At 70.5% G+C, this 18476-nt stretch carries 17 protein-coding genes; 6 read left to right on the plus strand and 11 right to left on the minus strand.

What is annotated here, in order from left to right:
• Window positions 1-79: 79 nt before the first annotated feature.
• Entirely contained in the window at window positions 80-775 is a 696-nt protein-coding gene (gene pyrF, locus ACZ6CV_RS32365) for an orotidine-5'-phosphate decarboxylase (RefSeq protein WP_469254808.1), read from the plus strand.
• Here the strand turns inward: pyrF and ACZ6CV_RS32370 are convergent.
• Window positions 743-2245: an MFS transporter gene (locus tag ACZ6CV_RS32370; protein ID WP_469254809.1), complete on the minus strand. Its 1503-nt coding sequence runs from the start codon at window positions 2243-2245 to the stop codon at window positions 743-745. The two genes, pyrF and ACZ6CV_RS32370, sit on opposite strands and share 33 nt — an antisense overlap.
• Before the next feature lie 61 nt (window positions 2246-2306).
• Between ACZ6CV_RS32370 and ACZ6CV_RS32375 the strand changes: the two genes are divergently transcribed.
• A complete protein-coding gene (locus ACZ6CV_RS32375) occupies window positions 2307-3293 on the plus strand; it encodes an ArsR/SmtB family transcription factor (RefSeq protein ID WP_469254810.1) in 987 nt (328 codons plus the stop codon).
• 268 nt (window positions 3294-3561) lie between these two features.
• On the opposite strand, the gene ACZ6CV_RS32380 is transcribed toward ACZ6CV_RS32375, so the two are convergent.
• Window positions 3562-4296 carry an alpha/beta fold hydrolase gene (locus ACZ6CV_RS32380; protein WP_469254811.1) on the minus strand — a complete coding sequence of 245 codons (735 nt, stop codon included), beginning with the start codon at window positions 4294-4296 and terminating at the stop codon, window positions 3562-3564.
• 372 nt (window positions 4297-4668) lie between these two features.
• Between ACZ6CV_RS32380 and ACZ6CV_RS32385 the strand changes: the two genes are divergently transcribed.
• Window positions 4669-5517, plus strand: coding sequence for a hypothetical protein (locus ACZ6CV_RS32385; RefSeq protein ID WP_469254812.1), 849 nt, complete (start codon window positions 4669-4671; stop codon window positions 5515-5517).
• Between the two features lie 142 nt (window positions 5518-5659).
• On the opposite strand, the gene ACZ6CV_RS32390 is transcribed toward ACZ6CV_RS32385, so the two are convergent.
• From ACZ6CV_RS32390 to ACZ6CV_RS32400, 3 genes are all read right to left on the minus strand, one after another.
• Window positions 5660-7291 (minus strand): M4 family metallopeptidase, encoded by a 1632-nt coding sequence (locus ACZ6CV_RS32390; RefSeq protein WP_469254813.1) that lies wholly within the window; start codon window positions 7289-7291, stop codon window positions 5660-5662.
• Between the two features lie 332 nt (window positions 7292-7623).
• Window positions 7624-8643 carry an alpha/beta hydrolase gene (locus ACZ6CV_RS32395; protein WP_469254814.1) on the minus strand — a complete coding sequence of 340 codons (1020 nt, stop codon included), beginning with the start codon at window positions 8641-8643 and terminating at the stop codon, window positions 7624-7626.
• 181 nt (window positions 8644-8824) lie between these two features.
• Window positions 8825-9367, minus strand: a complete 543-nt coding sequence (locus ACZ6CV_RS32400; protein ID WP_469254815.1) for an ATP-binding protein — start codon at window positions 9365-9367, stop codon at window positions 8825-8827.
• Between the two features lie 188 nt (window positions 9368-9555).
• Between ACZ6CV_RS32400 and ACZ6CV_RS32405 the strand changes: the two genes are divergently transcribed.
• From ACZ6CV_RS32405 to ACZ6CV_RS32415, 3 genes are all read left to right on the plus strand, one after another.
• Window positions 9556-9822 (plus strand): DUF397 domain-containing protein, encoded by a 267-nt coding sequence (locus ACZ6CV_RS32405; protein WP_355805936.1) that lies wholly within the window; start codon window positions 9556-9558, stop codon window positions 9820-9822.
• A gap of 84 nt (window positions 9823-9906) precedes the next feature.
• Entirely contained in the window at window positions 9907-10809 is a 903-nt protein-coding gene (locus tag ACZ6CV_RS32410) for a helix-turn-helix domain-containing protein (protein WP_469254816.1), read from the plus strand.
• 95 nt (window positions 10810-10904) lie between these two features.
• Entirely contained in the window at window positions 10905-11864 is a 960-nt protein-coding gene (locus tag ACZ6CV_RS32415; protein WP_469254817.1) for an ornithine cyclodeaminase family protein, read from the plus strand.
• 42 nt (window positions 11865-11906) lie between these two features.
• Here the strand turns inward: ACZ6CV_RS32415 and ACZ6CV_RS32420 are convergent, their stop codons facing one another.
• The 6 genes from ACZ6CV_RS32420 to ACZ6CV_RS32445 all read right to left on the minus strand — a co-directional run bounded on the left by ACZ6CV_RS32420 (window position 11907) and on the right by ACZ6CV_RS32445 (window position 18412).
• Window positions 11907-13226, minus strand: coding sequence for a sulfite oxidase (locus ACZ6CV_RS32420; RefSeq protein ID WP_469254818.1), 1320 nt, complete (start codon window positions 13224-13226; stop codon window positions 11907-11909).
• A gap of 141 nt (window positions 13227-13367) precedes the next feature.
• A complete protein-coding gene (locus ACZ6CV_RS32425) occupies window positions 13368-13979 on the minus strand; it encodes a sugar kinase (protein WP_362365399.1) in 612 nt (203 codons plus the stop codon).
• Window positions 13980-15137 (minus strand): ROK family glucokinase, encoded by a 1158-nt coding sequence (locus ACZ6CV_RS32430; RefSeq protein WP_355805918.1) that lies wholly within the window; start codon window positions 15135-15137, stop codon window positions 13980-13982.
• A 379-nt stretch (window positions 15138-15516) separates the two neighbouring features.
• On the minus strand, window positions 15517-16332 hold the full coding sequence (locus tag ACZ6CV_RS32435; RefSeq protein ID WP_469254999.1) for an ATP-binding cassette domain-containing protein: 816 nt from the start codon (window positions 16330-16332) through the stop codon (window positions 15517-15519).
• A gap of 8 nt (window positions 16333-16340) precedes the next feature.
• Window positions 16341-17396: an ABC transporter permease gene (locus tag ACZ6CV_RS32440; RefSeq protein WP_469254819.1), complete on the minus strand. Its 1056-nt coding sequence runs from the start codon at window positions 17394-17396 to the stop codon at window positions 16341-16343.
• A complete protein-coding gene (locus ACZ6CV_RS32445; protein WP_469254820.1) occupies window positions 17393-18412 on the minus strand; it encodes a sugar ABC transporter substrate-binding protein in 1020 nt (339 codons plus the stop codon). The genes ACZ6CV_RS32440 and ACZ6CV_RS32445 overlap by 4 nt, the downstream gene beginning before the upstream one ends.
• Between the last annotated feature and the right edge of the window lie 64 nt (window positions 18413-18476).

Consider the following 18476-nt stretch of genomic DNA (forward strand, 5'->3'; position numbering starts at 1 on the left):
GATGGCGATACGTGCCTCAACGGCACCCGCACCGTCACCGCGATGGTCGTCCGGCTCCGTGGTGGGCGACAATGACGCCGTGGAGCCGACCAGTCCGATCATTGTTGCCCTGGATTTCGACAGCCGTCGAGCGGCTGAAGAGGTCGTCGACCGGCTGGGTAACGAGTGCCGTTTCTACAAGGTAGGGCTGGAACTGCTCACCGCGGCCGGGCCCGACCTCGTCCAGCACCTGGTGGCCAGGGGCAAGGAGGTGTTCCTGGACCTGAAGCTCTTCGAGATTCCGAACTCCGTTGCCGGCGCGGTCCGTTCCGCGGGCGCACTTGGCGTGTCGATGGTGTCGGTGCACAGCATGGGAGGCACCAGCATCATGGCCGCAGCTGTTGCAGCGGCTCGCGACTTTCCACGCCTGCGTGTCCTTGCCTTGACCGTCGTCACCAGCATGACCAGCTCCGACCTCGCCGATGTCGGGGTCAACGTCTCGGCCGAGGAGCAAGTACGACGTCTGGGACGGCTGGCAGGCCGGGCCGGTTGCCATGGTGTGATCGCTTCGCCGCAGGAAGCCGCGCAGTTGCGCGACGTGCTGGGTCCGGGCTCCCTGATCGTCACACCGGGCGTCACGCTGCCCGGCGAGGACCGAGCCGAGCACGCCCGACCCGGTACCCCGCGTGCCGCCATCGCCGCGGGGGCGTCACACATCGTCGTGGGGAGATCGGTCACCCGGGCATCGGATCCCGCAGCCGCGCTACGGCTCGTCCGCACCGATTTGGGGCTGTGACCGCGGGCATCCACAGTGCTCGGTGGTCGGACCGCGGCCGCTGCTGGGGAGATCGGTCGTCCGCCCCTCCGAATTCCCTTCTCGCCGCGGCTCGGCCTCGTGGACCAGGTTCCCGTGACGGGTGGGAGCCTCACACCTTGTGGGGGGGGCCGGGTCTTCGATCGGGGGCGCCGTGCCGGTCGTGGGCTGTGGTGTGATCGTTTCGTGGGTGGCCTCCGCGCGGCGGGCCAGCGGGACGGTGCCCGCCGCTGCCACCGCGTAGATCAGGCCGATGATGAGCCAGCCTGGGGCGTTGAGCGTCGAGAGGGCCAGGGTGACCAGGAAGGGGCCGCAGGAGCGGATGAGGTGGGTTCCGACGCTCCACGCACCCTGGTACTCGCCGAGGCGTGCGGCGTCGGCCAGGTCGTAGGACAAGCCCCAGGAGCCCGCCGATTGCAAGAGTTCGGTGAGGGTGAGCAGCACGACAGCGGCGAACAGAACCGTCAGGCAGAGCAGAGGGGTGAGGGTCTCGGCGAGGGCGAAAAGGGCTGAGGCAATCAGCAGACAGTAGCCACCGTTGCGCAGAGCGCGGGACGCCGAGGACACGGTGGTGACGGAGCGTCCGACGCGCATCTGGAAGCCGATGGCCACCAGGACGTTGGTGAACAGCAGCACGGAAGTGGCCCAGACGGGCGCCCGGGTGTGGTGGGTGACCCAGAGCGGCATACCGATCTCCAGGAGCTCCATGTGCATGATCAGGACGCCGTTGAGGAGGGCGAGGGTCAGGTAGGGGCGGTCGCGCAGGACCCCCGGCTGCTTGGTCGCCTTCGGGCCTCTCTCGTTCGGGCTGGTCCCCTGCGGGCTGGCCCCCTGCGAGCTGGTCCTCTTCGGGCGTGCCGTGCCAGCGGGAGCGGGCCCGGCGATGACGGTTTCCGGCAGCCGGGTGGCGACCAGCGCGACGATCAGGACGCTGACCGCTCCCAGGCCGATCAGGGCACGGAAAGCCACAGGCGTGTCCAGCGCGAGGGCCACCCCAAGGGCGGGAGTGCTCAGCGTGGCACCGACGTTGCGCACGACGCGGTTGAACGCGAGCGTCCGCACACGGTTCTCCCGCGTGGTGATGGTGCCGAGATAGGCCTGACGTACGGGCGCTACCGCGCTTTCCGCGAAGCCCGCCAGGCACGCCGTCACCAAGAACGCCGGGTAGGAGTCGACCAGTTGGTATCCGGCGAGGATCAGGCCACGCAGCAGGCTGATGGCGATGAGCAGGCGGCGGTGTCCGACGCGGTCCCCCAGGCGGCCGGCCGGAACGGCCACGGCCAGTCCGGCGAGCGCGGCCAGGGACAGGCCGCTGCCGACCTCCACCGCGCCCAGGCGGACGACCTCGGTGAAGAACAGGACGCCGCCGGCAAGCATGATGCCGGGCACCAGCGAGTCGAAGAAGGTCAGGGTGGCATAGACCCGCAAAGGGCCGCGCGGAGGCAGGATCATGCCTCTCACTGAAACCGTCGTACCCGGGCGGGTGACAGAGATTTAGGCTGGAGCTAAATCCATGCGGTTCGACATCCAAAGGGGGGCGGGCGGCGGCGTGATCGAGATCGAACTCGGCGTGGAGGATCTGGCACGCGTGCGCTTCGCCATCTCCCCGCTGCAGGAGACGTGTCACAGTCTGTGGGCGCTGCGCGACCCCGGTCACTTCCCGCTGCACATGCGGTGGTTGCGCCTGGTGCGCGAGCAGTTGGCGGAGCTGGACGGCGGACTGCTGCTCGCCCTGGTGAGCGATCGCCGGTGGCTGCCGGACTTCATCACCCCGCGCCCCTTGTCGCGGGTGCCGGAGATGAGCGAGGAGTTGGCCACCGTCCGGGCCACCGCGCCGGCCGTCGTACGCGCGGACATCGAGACCGCCTACCAGGACCAGCGCACGCCCGCGGTGCTGCGCGGCGACCCCGTCGTCCTGCGAAACCGGATCGCCGACGCCCTGGAGGCCTACTGGCACGTGGCGTTGGAACCGCACTGGCGTCGGATGCGGGCGGTGCTTGAGGCCGACATCCTCCACCGGGCCCAACTGCTCACCGACGGCGGCGCGGAGGCCCTCTTCGCCGATCTGCACCCCAACGTGCGGTGGGAGGCCGGCGTCCTGCGGCTGCACCCCATGGGGACCCGCAGCCGGGTGCCGGCCGGGGGCGGGCTGACCCTGTGCCCGACGCTGTTCGGACGCAAGGCGACGGCGCCCATCGGCGAAGTGCCGCGCGTGGACTACCCCGCGCGCGGGGTCGCCACCCTGTGGGAAACCGTCGCGCCGCCGCCCGCCGACGCACTCGCCGCGCTGGTCGGACGCCCGAAGGCCGCCCTGCTCGCGGCCCTGGACACCCCGCAGACGACCGGGACCCTGGCCCGGACACTCGGCGTCACCCCCAGCGCGGTCTCCCAGCACCTGGCCGTCCTCGCGGCGTGCGGCCTCGTCAGCCGTGCACGGGCCGGACGCAGCGTCCTCTACGCCCGCAGTGAGCTGGGCGACCGGCTCGCTGCGGCGGGATGAGACGCGCGGGCGCAACTGGTACGCGGCGGTCCGCGCCACGGCCTCCCAACGAAGTGGCCCGTCGGCAGGTCCGCTACCCGTCTGGCTCGGGCTCGGCCCTGATGGCTCGGGAGCTCGGGTGGCAGCCCTCGAACGATCTGGATCGCCCACCGACGTTCGGCGAACTCCCGCTCCCACATTTCCTGCGCTCGTTGGGCCCGCGGCCTCGTGACTCAGACTGGGAGACGGATCTGCTCTGGACAACGACCTATGGCCTGTTTGCCAGCGCTCAGCTGACCGCAGGGAGTTGGCGAGCGAAGCGGCGTACGGCGTCAGTGAAGGCCTCTGGGTCGTCGAAGTTCGCGAGATGGCGTGCCCGCGGGACCAATTCCACGCGAGCGTGCGGATGCGCGCGGGCGAAGTCCGCCTCCCCGGCGCGGAAAACGGCGTCCTTTTCGCCGTTCAGGATGAGGACCGGAACCTTGACGTGCCGCATCGCATCCGCGTCGTAGCGTCCGAGTACTTCGTCCCAGGCTGCCGGCAAGGCATGGAAGGCGTACCCGGAACGGATGGTCTCCTCCACCACCTCCTGCGGGTAGAGCCGCCGCAGTAACCGGTCGTTCCACTGGGCCAGCCGATCCGCCGGCATACGGGAAACCAGCCTGGCGAGCCACCGATAGGGCACCGCTCGGAACCCGCGAGTGGAAGCGCTGGCGCCGGCCAGGACCACCCCTCGCAGTTGTTCCGGAAAGCGCCGCGCGAATTCCAGCGAGACGTATCCGCCGAGCGAGTGTCCGACGAGCAGAACCGGTCCGCGATCGAGCGAGTCCGCCGCGGTAGCGATGATCTCCGTCGCGGCGCTCAGGCTCCAGGGCTGGGCCGAGCGCTGCCCATGGCCGGGCAGGTCTATGGCCGCTACCGGGAACTCCTCGCGGAGTGCGGCAAGTTGCATGCTCCACTGTCCCGCGCTGAAGCGCGTCCCGTGAACGAAGACTATGGGCACTGCCTCCGCCGCTGCTGTCATCAGGCCCCCAGGTGACACCGTCCTCAACGCGACTCTACCGGCGGGATTTTCGGCACGATCAAGCGAGATACGGAGCCCACCCCCTGCCTCAACCCGCATGTCATCTTGCACCGTTTCACGCACGCTCTGTCGTTGCGAGGACTACCGTCCGTTGATGTCCTCACCTGAAAGGGCCTCCACGAGCCCCTCCCCCGCCTCGTTCCGCACCTCCTCCCTCTCCAGGAGTCCGACGTGAGTGGCCACCCCTCCTTCCCCGCGCCCAGGCCCGGCCCGGCCGAGGCCATGACGGCGCCTGAGGTCGACGCAGCCCTGTCCTCCCTGGCGCGGTGCTCAACCGTCCTCCTCGATCAATCACAAGCAGAGGAGCGGCGCATGGAGGAGTTGAACGACCTCAGCGAAGCCGGGATCGAGCAGCGCGCCGGCGACCGGAGAAAGCAGTACGACGCCGAGTACGCGCTGCTCTCTGTCCGCCTGAGGTTGGCCATCCGGAGTGCGAACGCGCACCGTGACGCGGCGCATCAATTCGTCTGCTGGTGGGTGGACGCGGCCATGACGGCGTGGAAAGCGGCGGTCCACGGAACGCCCATCCCGTACGCACGCCTTGGCGCGGCCGCGCCGGACACCTTGCTGCTCCCCGACGACATGGCAGTCCTGCCCGACGTGGACGAGCACACGCGCAAACTGGTGGAGCTGGGTGCCTTCCTCGGCACACCCCCGCCGGGGGCGGCGGCCCCCGACAGCGACGACGGGTTCGCCGCCATGACCACTGACCTGGCAGCCCGTTCCGGCCTGTCGATTCGGCCGAATGAAATGGGCGGCATCGATGTGGTGAACGACGTCGATCCGGAAGCTCGGCGCCGCCGTCTCTGGGGTGACTACTGGCTTGATTTCAGCATCCCGGCGCTTCCCTCCCCCGACGAACTCGCCGTCCTCCTCGTCAACATCCCCGGTGAATCCGCGAGTCGCCTCCTCAGCGCCTCCCGGGCTGTCGTCAGTGCGGCCATGGCCAAGCTGCGCCTCTCGGAGTTGGAGGACACGGAGACGCCGTGGACACCGGCGGAGGTGGACGAGTACGAGCAACTGTCCGATCAGCACGACGGTTTGACGCGCCTTCTCGCTGACTATGCGCAAGCGATCACGGATGGCCTTCCCGGAATCCGGGCCGCATCGAGGGATCGAAGCGGCTCCGGCGGTTCGGCGGCGGGCACTGAGGGGAGTTGAAGACGCCCGTCGGGCTGATGTGCTGATCAACGCCTGGCTTAGAGGTGACGCACGACGGGCCGCACGAGGGGGCCGCTCGCACCGGACCGCGAAAGGGGCGGCGCCCGTCGCGGACGCCGCCCCCTGCGTGACTGACCGGGAGTTACTTGACGTTGACGCCGGTCCAGGCGGCGGCCACGCGCTTGTACTCGGTGGAGTTCGCGCCGTACAGGTCCTTCGCGGCGCTCAGCGTGCCCTTACGGGCCGCCTTGTAGTTCGTGGTCGACGTGAAGTACGTCGACAGCGCCTTGTACCAGATCTTCTCGGCCTTGGCGCGTCCGATGCCCAGCACCTTGGAGCCGTCGGCGGTGGGCGAGTTGTAGTCGACGCCGTTGATCCGCTTCTTGCCACTGCCCTCGGACAGCAGGTAGAAGAAGTGGTTGGCGATGCCCGAGGAGTAGTGGACGTCCACGTTGCCGGCGTTGGCGCTCCACTTGTCCAGGGAGGCGCCGTCCTTGCTCGGCTTGTCCATGTACCGCAGCGGGGAGCCGTCGCCGTTGATGTCGATCTTCTCGCCGATGAGGTAGTCGCCGACGTCCTTGGAGTTCTTGGCCTTGAACTCCACGGCGGTGGCGAAGATGTCCGAGGTGGCCTCGTTCAGGCCGCCGGACTCACCGCTGTACTCCATGTTGCCGGTGGCCGAGGTGACGCCGTGCGACATCTCGTGGGCCGCCACGTCGATCGAGGTGAGGGGCTTCTTGTTGCCCTCGCCGTCGCCGTACGTCATGCAGAAGCAGCTGTCGTCCCAGAAGGCGTTGACGTAGTTGTTGCTGAAGTGGACCCGCGAGGTCGCGCCCTTGCCGTCGCCGTTGATGCCCTTGCGGCCGTGGACGGACTTGTAGTAGTCCCAGGTGACCTGGGCGCCGTAGGCGGCGTCGACGGCGGCGGTCTGCGCGCTGGTGGGCTTGCCGTTGCCCCAGACGTCGTTGGCGTCCTTGAACAGCTTGCCGGTGCCGCTCTCCGCGTGCTTCAGGTCGTACGTGCGGTGGCTGCCCCGCGCCTTGTCGGTCAGTTCGTACCCGCTCGTCACCTTCTTGGAGCCGACGGTGACCTTGCCGCTGTACTGGCTGTTGCCCGTGCCGTTCTCGATGGCCTGGTACTGGTACAGCTTCTTGCCGGTCGCGGCGTCCGTGATGACGTGGAGCCTGCTGGGCGTGCCGTCCTTCTGCACACCGGTGACGACCGTCTCGTACGCGAGGACCGGCTTGCCCTCGGCCGCCCAGATCACCTTGCGCGGCGCCTGCGCGTCGGCCCGCGCCGTCTTCGCCTTCGCGGCGGTGGACTCGGCCGACTTGGCGACGGAGGACGTGCCGAGCTTCGCGTCGGTGGCGGCGACCTTCACCGTGGCCTCGGTCGCCTTGGTGACACCCTTGAGTGCGCCGCTCCTGGCGGTGTGCACGACGAGGTCGCCGCCGAGGACGGGCAGGCCGTCGTAGGTGCGCTCGTAGCGGGTGTGGGTGGTGCCGTCGGCGTCCTTGATGACGTCACGGACGACGAGCTTCTCCTTGGCACCGAGGCCGATCCGTTCGGCGGTCGCCGATCTCTCGGCGCTCGCGTCCCGGAGGAGGTCCGCGCGGGCCGACACCGAGAGGGCGACGGGAGAGCCGGACGGCCCGTCGTCCCGGGTCGGCTGGGCGGAGGCGCCGGTGGTCAGTCCGGCGGTGAGCAGCGCTCCGGCGGCGACGGCGGTGGCGATCGCGAGCGTGGAACGCTTGCTGAATATGTCAGAGGTCACGCGGGCTCCATCTGTGGGGGTCCGGGAGGCCTGGAGAGCCCCCCGGAGCAGAGAAAGACGCGATGCGGGCGTGCAGCGTGGTGCTGTACGTGCAGCGTGTTGCGGGGAAGAGTGTCATTCCAACCAGGTACATGTCAGCATTTTGGTCGGATGTTGGCCGGATAAAGTCCGTTGAACGATGGTCGACATACGTAATGCGAACAGGTCATGGACGGGGGCGACATCGTCAACACGCCTACCAGGGAGCTGAGTTGCCGGATCGGGGCGACGCTGTGCCTCAGTGGGGCGGAACCAGGTCCGCCCCACCCCAGGCCGGAAGGTGGGTCCGCGGTCTACGGGGCCAGGCCCGCGAGCGCGTCCACCAGTGGTGCGGGGTCCAGTGGGCCGAGGTGCGAGGCGGTCGGGAAGTCGTGTACGTGGAAGGGGTTGCGGGGCGTGCGCGCGTCCGCCTCCGCGATCATCCGGTCCTGGAGCCGCGTGGCGATCGTACGGTCCCGGCCGAAGCGGAGGTACGTGCGCGGCAGGCGCCCCCAGGTGTGCGTGCGGTCCACGGCCCGCCCCGCGTACGCCGTGGTCGACTCGTCCGTCTGCATGCCGCCGAGGCGCTGCCGGAACACGTCCTCCGGATAGTCGGCGCACATCATCTTCCACAGCGCCGCGAGGTCGTCCGGGTCGCCGGTGCGCGGGTTGAGCCGCAGCACGCCGAGCCGCTCGGGGTCGCCGACGACCTGGCCGAGCGGGATGAGCGCGTCGGCGTTCTCCGGTGCCGCCGTGCACGCGTCGGGGGACGGCAGTACGGGGCTGGGGCAGAACGCCGCCATGTAGCAGATGTGGTGGAGGAGGCCCGGCACCGCGTCGGCCACCCGGCTGACCGTGGCGCCGCCCAGGCTGTGGCCGACGAGGACGACGGGACCGTGCGCCGCGGCCCGCCGCACGATGCGCGTGACGTGCCGTTCGTAGTCGTCGAGGCTCAGCGCCGCGACGGGTGAGGGCTCGGTGGCCAGCGCCGCCAGGTCCTGCCGCTGATACGACTCCGGTACGAAGGCCCGCGCGCCGTGCAGGGGGAGGTCCACGGCGACGACGCGGTGCCCGAGCAGGGTCAACTCCTGGGCGATCGGCAGCCAGTACGACCCTGCGCTGTGTGTGCCGTGCACGAGTACGTACGTACACACGCCGCGCGGGGCGCCGGGCCGGGACAGCGCGGAAGCCGCCGCCGGGGTGGCGGCGAGGGCCGCGGCCGTCGCCGCCGTACCGAGTCCCAGGAGGACGGCCCTGCGTGACGCGGTGTTCCTGTCTGGCGCCGTGTCGTCGCGTCGGGCGTGGTCTTCGTTGCGCTCTTCGCTCTGTGTCATGCCAAGGACGGTAGAAACGCCGGTCGCCGCGCGGAATGGGGCGGGACACCCGGTCGACGGTGTGCCCGGCACCCCTACGGGGAGGGGGGCCGAACCCCGTCGGGGGCCCTGCACGAGGGCGGACGTACGACGCCCCTCCCGCCCGCACGGCGAAACGTTGCTGCCTCGCCCGGTGCGCGTCCTACACCGGGTGCGCGATGACGGTGCGCGGGTCGGCGCTGCCCGTGAAGATCTCCACCATCATCAGCAGTTGCTCGACGATCGGTTCGGGCACCGCCACGGCGGCTCCGGAACCGGAGAAGTAGCACCAGACCGCCTTGCCGTACAGGCCCGGCGCCGTCCAGCCCCACACGTCGCCGGCCGCCTCCACGATGCGCAGCCCGACTCCCCTGGCGGAGAGGCGCGGTGTCGCCGTGCCGGGGTCGAAGACGGCGCAGGCGAGGTCGCGGCCGTCGCGGATCAGGCTCACCATGCCGACGCTCGGGGCGGGTTGGGCGCATATCGCCTGTTGGCCGTGGGTCAGGGCGTTGCCGACCAGTTCGTCGACGGTCGCGCGGACGCGCGGGAGCTGATCGAGCAGTTCCCACTTCTCCAGCGTCGACGTGACGAAGTCCAGCGATCCCTCACGGGACTTGATGTCGTCCACCAGTAAGCAGCAGGCGGAGTAGGCCAGAACGTCACAGTCAAGAGCCGGCGCGCCGACCCAACCCACGGTTTCTGTCATCTGAACTCCCACACCTGTGCCGGAACTTGGAGGAATGGGCCCCCACGCCCCATGGTGATGTGGCGCACTTACATCTGCAAGCACATCCGCAAGTACAATCGTAAGCACGCCTGCACGTGCAGATGTACTTGCATCCGGAATGGCCTCCCCCGCCAGGTGCGGGCTCGGGGCGAGGTCAGGGAGCCCTCATGCCACCTGAGAATGACCACGACACGGAATATGACAACGGCATTCCTGCTGTGAACATTCTCGGAGCCGGCTGGCGGAAAAGCGGCCGCAGCAATCCCAACGGCGAGTGCGTGGAACTCGCCGAACTGGCCGGGGAACAGGTCGCGATGCGCAACTCCCGCTTCCCCGCGGGGCCGGCACTCATCTACACCCGGGCGGAAATCGCGGCCTTCATCCAGGGCGCCAAGGACGGCGATTTCGACGACCTGCAGCCGCCCGCGAGCTGATCGGATCGCTGTACAGGCGGACCGGGCCGATGCCACACTGACGCGACGAACGAGCGGGTGACCAGGAGAGGGCGGGACGGCGCGATGTCCTCTGCAGCAGAAGGCGTTACGCCGAACGGCGAGTCCCTGGCCAACCGGCGGGGCGGCCCGACCGTGCTGCGCATCGTGCTCGGCACCCAGCTGCGCAAACTGCGCGAGAGCCGCGGTATCAGCAGGGAGGCCGCGGGCGAGGCCATCCGCGCCTCGCACGCGAAGATCAGCCGCCTGGAACTGGGGCGGGTGGCGCAGAAGGAACGGGACGTCGCCGACCTCCTGACCCTGTACGGCGTCACCGATCCCGAGGAGCGCGCCGGCTACATAGGTCTGGCGAAGCGCGCCGGAACGCCCGGCTGGTGGCAGCAGTACAGCGATGTGATGCCCAGCTGGCTGGAGACCATCCTCGGCCTGGAGGAAGCCGCGTCCGTCATACGCAGCTACCAGGTGCAGTTCGTCCCCGGCCTGCTGCAGACCGCCGAGTACGCGACCGCGGTGGCGAGCCTCGGCGAGGCGTCGGGTTCCCTGCGCGAGATCACCCGCAAGGTGGAACTGCGGCTGCGCCGCCAGGAGTTGATCACCCGCCCCGGCGGCCCGAAGCTGTGGTTCGTGGTGGACGAGGCGGCGCTGCTGCGCCCGATGGGCGGCCGCGCGGCGATGCGGGCGCAGATACAGCACCTCATCGACATGTCCCAGGTGCCCGACATCACCCTGCAGGTGGCCCCCCTGGAGGCGGGCGCGGCCACCGCCGTCGGCGGTCCGGTGACCATACTGCGCTTCCTCGAACCCGACCTGCCCGACATCGTCTACCTCGAACAGCTCACCAGCGCCCTGTACCTGGACAAGCGCTCGGACGTCGAGCACTACATGCTGGTGATGGACCGGGTGTGCACCGCCGCACCGAACGCGGAGGACAGCCTCGCCATCCTGGAGCGGCTGCGCGACTCGTACTGAGGTGCCACCGCCTCGGCGGGTCCCTCGTCGGGTCTCGGCCACAGTCGGCGGAGCGCACACCCGGCCGGCACCCGGCCCTCCGGACAAGGACCCGCATGAGCACACCGGCCCCCTCCCCCGCCGCCCCGCCCCACCTCGGCGCCGGCACGCTGGCCCGGCTCGTCCCGATGTCCGCCGCCGTGGACGCCCTGGAGGCGGTCCTGGCCGCCGGGCTCGCCCCCGCGACGGAGGCGCCCCGCTCCGTCGTCGACGTGCCCGGGGGCCAGCTGCTCCTGATGCCGTCGGCCACGGCGTCGTACACCGGCGTGAAGGTCGCCACGGTCACGCCGGGCAACGCGGAGCGTGGCCTGCCGCGCGTCCAGGGCCTCTACCTGCTCCTGGACGGCGTGACGCACGCACCCCTGGCCCTCCTGGACGGGATCGCGCTGACCTCCCTGCGCACCCCCGCGGTCTCCGGAGCGGCGATCCGGCACCTGGCGGTGCCCGACGCCGAACGGCTGGTCGTCTTCGGGACGGGTCCGCAGGCGTGGGGGCACGTCGAGGCGGTACGGGCGGTGCGTCCCGCCCTGCGCCACGTCGACGTGGTCGCGCGGAACGCCGACCGGGTCGCGGCCTTCGCCGACCGCTGCCGCGCCGCCGGACTCTCGGCCACCGCGGCCGACGCGGACGCGGTCGCGCGGGCCGACGTGATCTGCTGCTGCACCACGGCCCGCGAACCGCTCTTCGACGGCTCCCTGCCGCCCGACCACGCGACGATCGCCGCGGTCGGCTCCCACGAGCCGGACGCCCGCGAGGTGGACGCCCGGCTCGTGGCCCGCGCCACGGTCGTGGCGGAGTCCCGCGCGGTGGCGGAACGGGAGTGCGGCGACCTCCTCCTGGCAGCCGCCGAAGGCGCCTTCACCATGAACGAACTGCACACCCTCGATGCTTTGGTGCGCGGCGAGGCGAGACCGACGGAGGGACGCCCCCGCCTGTTCAAGTCGGCCGGAATGGCCTGGGAGGACCTGGCGGTGGCGGCTGCGGTGTATGAGCGGTGGGTGGCCGACGGGTCGTGAACCCCGCCGGCCGCCGCGGGTCCCGTTCCCGCGGTGCCTCGCTCAGGCCACCACGGTCACCGCGTGCCGTACCACCGCGTCGAAGAGGTAGCCCTGGGTGTTGGGGACCGTCGTCCTCGGCTGGGTTCGGGATGTGGAGTCCGTGGCGCGGGAGAGGAGTTCTGCGGGGCCCGGCTTGGTGGGGGTCCATGGGGTCGACCAGCGGGTCCAGGCTCCGCGGTGTGCGGGGTCGTGGAGGTGGGCCTGGCGCCAGGAGGCGCCGCCGTCCGTGCTGACCTCGACGCGGGTGATGCCGCCGTGGGCGGACCAGGCGCGGCCGGTGAGGCGGTGCCGGGTGTGCGCGGACAGGGGTGCGTTCCATGGGAGTTCGAAGGCCGATTTGAGGGTCTGGCGGGTGAGCGGGGCGCTGCCGCCGGGCGGGTACGCGTCGCCGTACAGCCGGTAGAAGTCGGTGTTCCAGGGCGAGTAGAGCGGCGTGGTCGACACCTCGATGTCGCCGAGCCACTTGATCGAGGAGATGCCGACCCAGGACGGGGCGAGCAGGCGGACCGGGTGTCCGTGGTCGGGAGGCAGGGGTGCGCCGTTCATCTCATACGCGAGGATGACGTCGTCCAGGGCCTTGGAGAGCGGCATCGGGCGGCGTACGCGGCCGTAGTTCGTGCCGTCGGGCGTGACGTACTCGTCGTCGAGGCCGCGCGGCATCACGTCGACCGCCTTGTGGGAGAGGCCGGCTTTGCGCAGGACGTCGGCGAGGCGGACGCCGCGCCAACGGGCCGTGCCGATCGCGCCCGTCGTCCAGGGAGTGCCCGAAGCCGGCTGGTTCTGCTGGGTCTTGAAGAAGTTGCGCGCGTTGCCCGCGCACTCGACGAACGCCGTACGGGTCACCGAGGGCAGGCTCTTCAGCTCCGCGAGTCCGAACTGCCGCTCCCCGCCCGTCAGTCCGTCGCCCCAGACGTTCAGCCGCCAGGTCGCGGCGTCCAGGCGCGGGGTCGTCGTGTGGTTGCGGACGAAGAAGTGCGAGACGGGGGTGAGGTATCCGGTGCCGGCGAGCGCCTCGAAGCGGGTCTCGGCGTTGGTGCCGTGCACGATGAACCGCTCCGGGGGCAGCGGTTTGACGATGCCCTCCCCCGCCGACACGGTCGTGCGCGACGGCGCCGTCGGCCCCGCCTTCCTCGCGCTCCCCGCCGCCGCGCTCGCCGTGGCCGCCGGCAGGGACGCCGGTACCGCCGCGCCGAGGCCCGCGGCGGCCAGGAGCCGCAGCATGTCGCGGCGCCCGACCCCCTCGGCGCGGGCCTCCCCGGCCAGCCACTGGTTCCGTCTACGCCGGTCGTAGGCCGTCTCTGCTTCCGGGATCCTGGTCATGGCCACACGCTAGGAGGCGGTACGGCGGCTCGCGGCGGAACGCCCGCATTCTTCACACGGACGCAAGCTTCCGGACATGAGCGGATCGCGGCGCCTTCGGGCCGTCAGGGTGTCTTCGGGCCGTCAGGAGGTCGTCGGGCCTCAGGGTGTCGTCGTCGACACCACGTAGACCATCGGATGCCGGGGGTTCGAGCGGTCCACGACCACGTCCTGCGTCGGCGTGGGGTTCTTCCGCGCGTGGGTGAGGCCCGACCAGGGGCCGGGGCCCGTGAACTCCCAGCCGACGACGTTGCGGTCGCGTGCGCTGATGGTGATGTCGTTCGGCTTGAGCTTGTCCTCGGTGGTGCCGATCTGCTTGAGGAACCGCTTCAGGCCCGCGTTGCTGGTGAGGAACTGGACGTAGAGACGGCTGGTGCGCCAGTTGTTCGTCTCGTAGTACGCGACCTCTTCGGAGTACGGCTGCACGGGCACGTCGTACAGGCGGCGCTGCACCTTGGAGGGCCAGCCGGCGGTGAGGCCGGTCGCCGAGTACTTGTCCTCCTTGTCGCGGCCGCTGTTGCGGCTCTGGTCCGCGGAGATCACCAGATAGCCGGCGGGCACGCCGATGAGCAGCACGATGATGATCGCCGTCAGCCAACGGCGGCGGATCATGTGGCTGTGGTCCTCCGTCGTGCCGGCCCTGCCGCCGTCGCGGTCCGGCGGTTCGTGGGCGCCGGGGCGGTCCGGGGGCGAGGGCTGGCGGGGCACGGTCATCTACTGGGTTCCCTGGGACGTGCGGTCATTGGTGCGGCGCGCCTCTGCGTAGCGCTCGTAACGTTCGTAGCGCTCCACGCGGCGGCGGTTGGCGCGGCGGAAGCGGCGGGCGACCAGGCGGGCCAGGTCGGCGGCGCCCACCATGCCGGCCTCGGGGCCGAGCTGCGCGCGGGCGATGCGGGCCTCGGGGCGGTAGCCGCGGCCGGTGAGGTGGCGGCGGAAGGCGTCGCGGGCCGGGCCGATCAGGAGGTCGTCGGCGGCGCTGACGCCGCCGCCGATGACGAAGCAGGAGGGGTCGAGGGCGGCGGCGAGGTTGGCGATGCCGACGCCGAGCCACTGGCCGATGTCCTGGAGGAGCTCGACGCACATCGCGTCGCCCTCGCGGGCGAGCTCGGTGATGAGCGGTCCCGTGATGTCGGGGACGTTGCCCTTGACGCGGTCGATGATGCCGTACGCGACCGGGGAGTCGGCGGCGGCGAGCTCGCGGGCCTCGCGGACCAGGGCGTTGCCGGAGCTGTACTGCTCCCAGCAGCCGCGGTTGCCGCAGGGGCAGCGGTGGCCGCCGGGGACGACCTGCATGTGGCCGAACTCGCCGGCGACGCCGAACTTGCCGCGCTTGACGGCGCCGTCCTCGAGGATCGCGCCGCCGATGCCGGTGCCGAGGGTGATCATGACGAGGTGGTCCTCGCCGCGGCCCGCGCCGAAGCGCCACTCCGCCCAGGCGGCGGTGTTGGCGTCGTTGTCGACCATGACGGGCACGGCGAGGCGGCCCGAGATGCGGTCCCGCAGGGGTTCGTTGCGCCAGGACAGGTGGGGGGCGAAGAGCACGCGGTTGCGGTCCGCGTCGACCCAGCCTGCGGCGCCGATGCCGACGGCGTGCACGTCGTGCCGGTCGGAGAGGTCGAGGACGAGCTCGATGATGGTGTCCTCGACGACGCGCGGGCTCTTGGACTTGTCCGGGGTCTCCGTGCGGAGGGTCTCCAGGATGTTGCCGTCCGGGTCGACGACACCCGCCATCACCTTGGTGCCGCCGATGTCGATGCCGACGGTGTTGACGCGGGGCGCCGTCAGATGGGATCGGCGTTCGCGGGTGCCCACGGTCCGCAGAACGGTGGCCCGTGCGGAGCCGCGGTGCGCGAGGTCGCGGTAGGTGCTCATTGCGGCGATTCTGCCTCACGCTCGCGGGGGCGCGCACAACGGGATACGGGGCTCGGCCCCCGTAGGGGGCGGGGTCCTCTCCCGGTGGCCCGGGGCCGGGTGGCCTCGGGGCGCGGGACCCCGGTGCCGGGACCGTGTCCCGATGGCCCTGGGCCGGGTGGCCTCAGGGGCGCGGGGAACTGCACGCCCCGCCCAGGAAAAGCCGCAGACGCGTCTGCCGAGACAGCACCCAGATGCGGCTGCGGGCCCGCCCTGGTCGCTCGCGCAGTTCCCCGCGCCCCTTACGGGGTGCACCCGGCGACGTTCCGCGGCCCCCGACGGGGCGTACCCGGCGACGTGCCGTCTTCGTGCGGGGCGCGACCGGCGACGTCGCCCCCCGCTAAGGGGCCCCGCCCTCCAGCTCATGGCGGAGGTCGTCCAGTTCCGTGCCGCCCGCCATTTGGCGGGTCAGCTCGTCCAGGGTGATCTCGTCGCGTGCGTACGAGCCGGACATCACGCCCCGCTTCAGGAGGACGAAGCGGTTGCCGACCAGGTACGCATGGTGCGGGTTGTGGGTGATCAGGACCACACCCAGGCCCTGGTCCCGCGCAGCGGCCACGTACTTCAGGACCACGCCAGACTGCTTCACGCCGAGCGCGGCGGTCGGCTCGTCGAGGACCAGGACCTTCGCGCCGAAGTGGACCGCGCGGGCGATCGCCACGCACTGGCGCTCGCCGCCCGACAACGTGCCGATCGGCTGGTCCACGTCGCGCAGGTCGATGCCCATGCGCAGCAGCTCCGCGCGGGTCGTCCTGCGCATGAGGTCGACGTCCATGCGGCGGAACGGGCCCGTGCCCTTCGTCGGCTCCGAGCCGAGGAAGAAGTTCCGCCAGACGGGCATCAGGGGGACCACGGCGAGGTCCTGGTAGACCGTGGCGATGCCCAGGTCCAGCGCCTCGCGCGGCGAGCCGAGCCGCGTCTCCTCGCCCTGGATGCGGAAGCCGCCCGCGTCATGCCGGTGCAGACCGGCGATGATCTTGATGAGGGTCGACTTGCCGGCGCCGTTGTCGCCGAGCACGCAGGAGATCTCCCCCGCGTGCACCTCCAGGGACACGCCTTCGAGGGCGCGGATGTTGCCGTAGTACTTGCTGACGTCGTCGAGCTCGACGAGCGGCGTACGCTCCTCGCCCTCCGGTGCCGCCTCCGGCTTCGTCATGTCCGTGGTCACTTCGTCGCCTCCGCGCGCTTGCGGACCCAGTGGTTGAGCAGCGTCGCAAGGAGCAGCATCACGCCGAGGAAGAACTTGAACCAGTCGGAGTTCCACTCGGCGAAGACGATGCCCTTGCTGACCATGCCGAAGATCAGCGCCCCGACGGCCGCGCCGACCGCGGAGCCGTAGCCGCCGGTGATGAGGCAGCCGCCGATGACGGCGGCGACGATGTAGATGAGCTCGTTGCCGACGCCCTCGCCGGACTGCACGGTGTCGTAGCTGAAGAGCAGGTGCTGGCCGGAGATCCAGGCGCCGAACGCGACGCCCATGTAAAGGCCGATCTTCGTCGCGGCGACCGGGACGCCGACCGCGCGGGCCGCGTCCTCGCCGCCGCCCACCGCGAAGATCCAGTTGCCGACGCGGGTGCGCAGCAGCACCCAGGTGGCGAGCGCGATCAGGGCGAGCCACCAGACGATGGTGATCTTGAAGTCGACGCCGCCGAGGGTGATGGTGGAGGCGAACACGTCCTTGGCGGACTCGAAGCCCTCCATGTCGGCGATCGACTTGGTGGAGACCGTACCGCTGATCAGCTTGGTGAAGCCGAGGTTCATGCCGGTCAGCATCAGGAACGTACCGAGCGTGATGATGAAGCTCGGCGGGTCCGTACGGGTCAGCATGACGCCGTTGAAGACGCCGACGGCGAGCGTGACGAGGAGCGAGACGCCGACGCCCACCCAGACGTTCGCCGTCATCTGGTAGCTGAACATCGACGACACGAGCGCGGACGTCGTCACGAGCACGCCCGCCGACAGGTCGAACTCGCCGCCGATCATGAGCAGGGCGACCGGCACCGCCATGATGCCGAGCGTCGACGCCGCGTACAGGACCGTCGCGAGGCTGGTGGCCTGCAGGAAGCTGTCGGCGACGATCGCGAAGAAGATGAAGACGGCGACGGCGCCGACGACCGAGCCGAGCTCGGGGCGGCCCATCAGCTTCTTCAGCGGCGAGGTCTTGACCAGGCGCTCGTCCGCCTTGGCGTCGGGGGCGGGCGCGGGTGCTGTGGCGGTCATCGGGTCCCTCGCTTCGCGTAGTCCTCCAGCTCGGAAGCCTGGTCCTTGGTGATGATCTGCGGTCCCGTGAGGACGGGGCGGCCGCCGCCGAGGACGTCGGCGTTGTACTTGTACAGCCAGAGCAGGTCGACGGCCTCGTATCCCTGGAGGTAGGGCTGCTGGTCGACGGCGAACCCGAGGGAGCCGGACTTCAGGCCTGCGGCGACCTTCTCGTTGAGGTCGAAGGTGTCGACCTCGGCCTCGCTGCCCGCGCTGTCCGCGGCCTTCACGGCGGTGTCCGCGAAGGGCGCCCCGAGCGTGACGACCGCGTCGACCGACTTGTCGGACTGCAGCTTGGCCTCGATGGAGGACTGCACGTCGGGCATGTTGGTGCCGGTCACGTACAGGTTCTGCATCGTGCCCTTGAACGTCTTCTTGGCGCCCGCGCAGCGCTGCTCGTGGCCGACGTTGCCCTGCTCGTGCAGGATGCAGAGCGCCTTCTTCTTGCCCCGCTTGTTGAGCTCCTCGCCGACGGCCTCGCCCGCGATCGTCTCGTCCTGGCCGATGTGTGTGAGGGCGCCGAACTTCTTGGACTCGGCGGATCCGGAGTTCACCGTGATCACCGGGATGCCGGCCTTCTGGGCGCGGGCCAGGGCGCCCTTCATCGCGTCCGGCTTGGCCAGCGTGACGATGATCCCGTCGACCTTCTTGTCGATGTAGGAGTCGACGAGCTGGGCCTCCTGCTGGGCCTCGTCGTCATGGGAGTACAGGAACTTGATGTTGTCCTTGACGGCGGCCTGCTTGGCGCCGCTCTGCACGATGTCCCAGAAGGTGTCGCCGTCGCCCGAGTGGGTGACCATGCCGAAGGTCCAGCGGGGCGTGTCGACCGCCGCCCTGCCCCCGGCGGCAGCGGCCTTGCGGGCGTCCTCCGCGCGCTTGCCGCCGGTGCTGCTGCATCCGGTCAGTCCCGCGGTGACGCCGAGCACCGCCACCAGCACGGCGCCCACCGTACGTACCCCTGTCTTCACCCTTGCCACGACGCCGTGCCCTTCTTGCTCTGCTGCTCTGTGCGACCGGTCCGGATCCCCGGCCCCAGCCGCC

This window comes from Streptomyces sp. NPDC041713 (assembly GCF_055591085.1).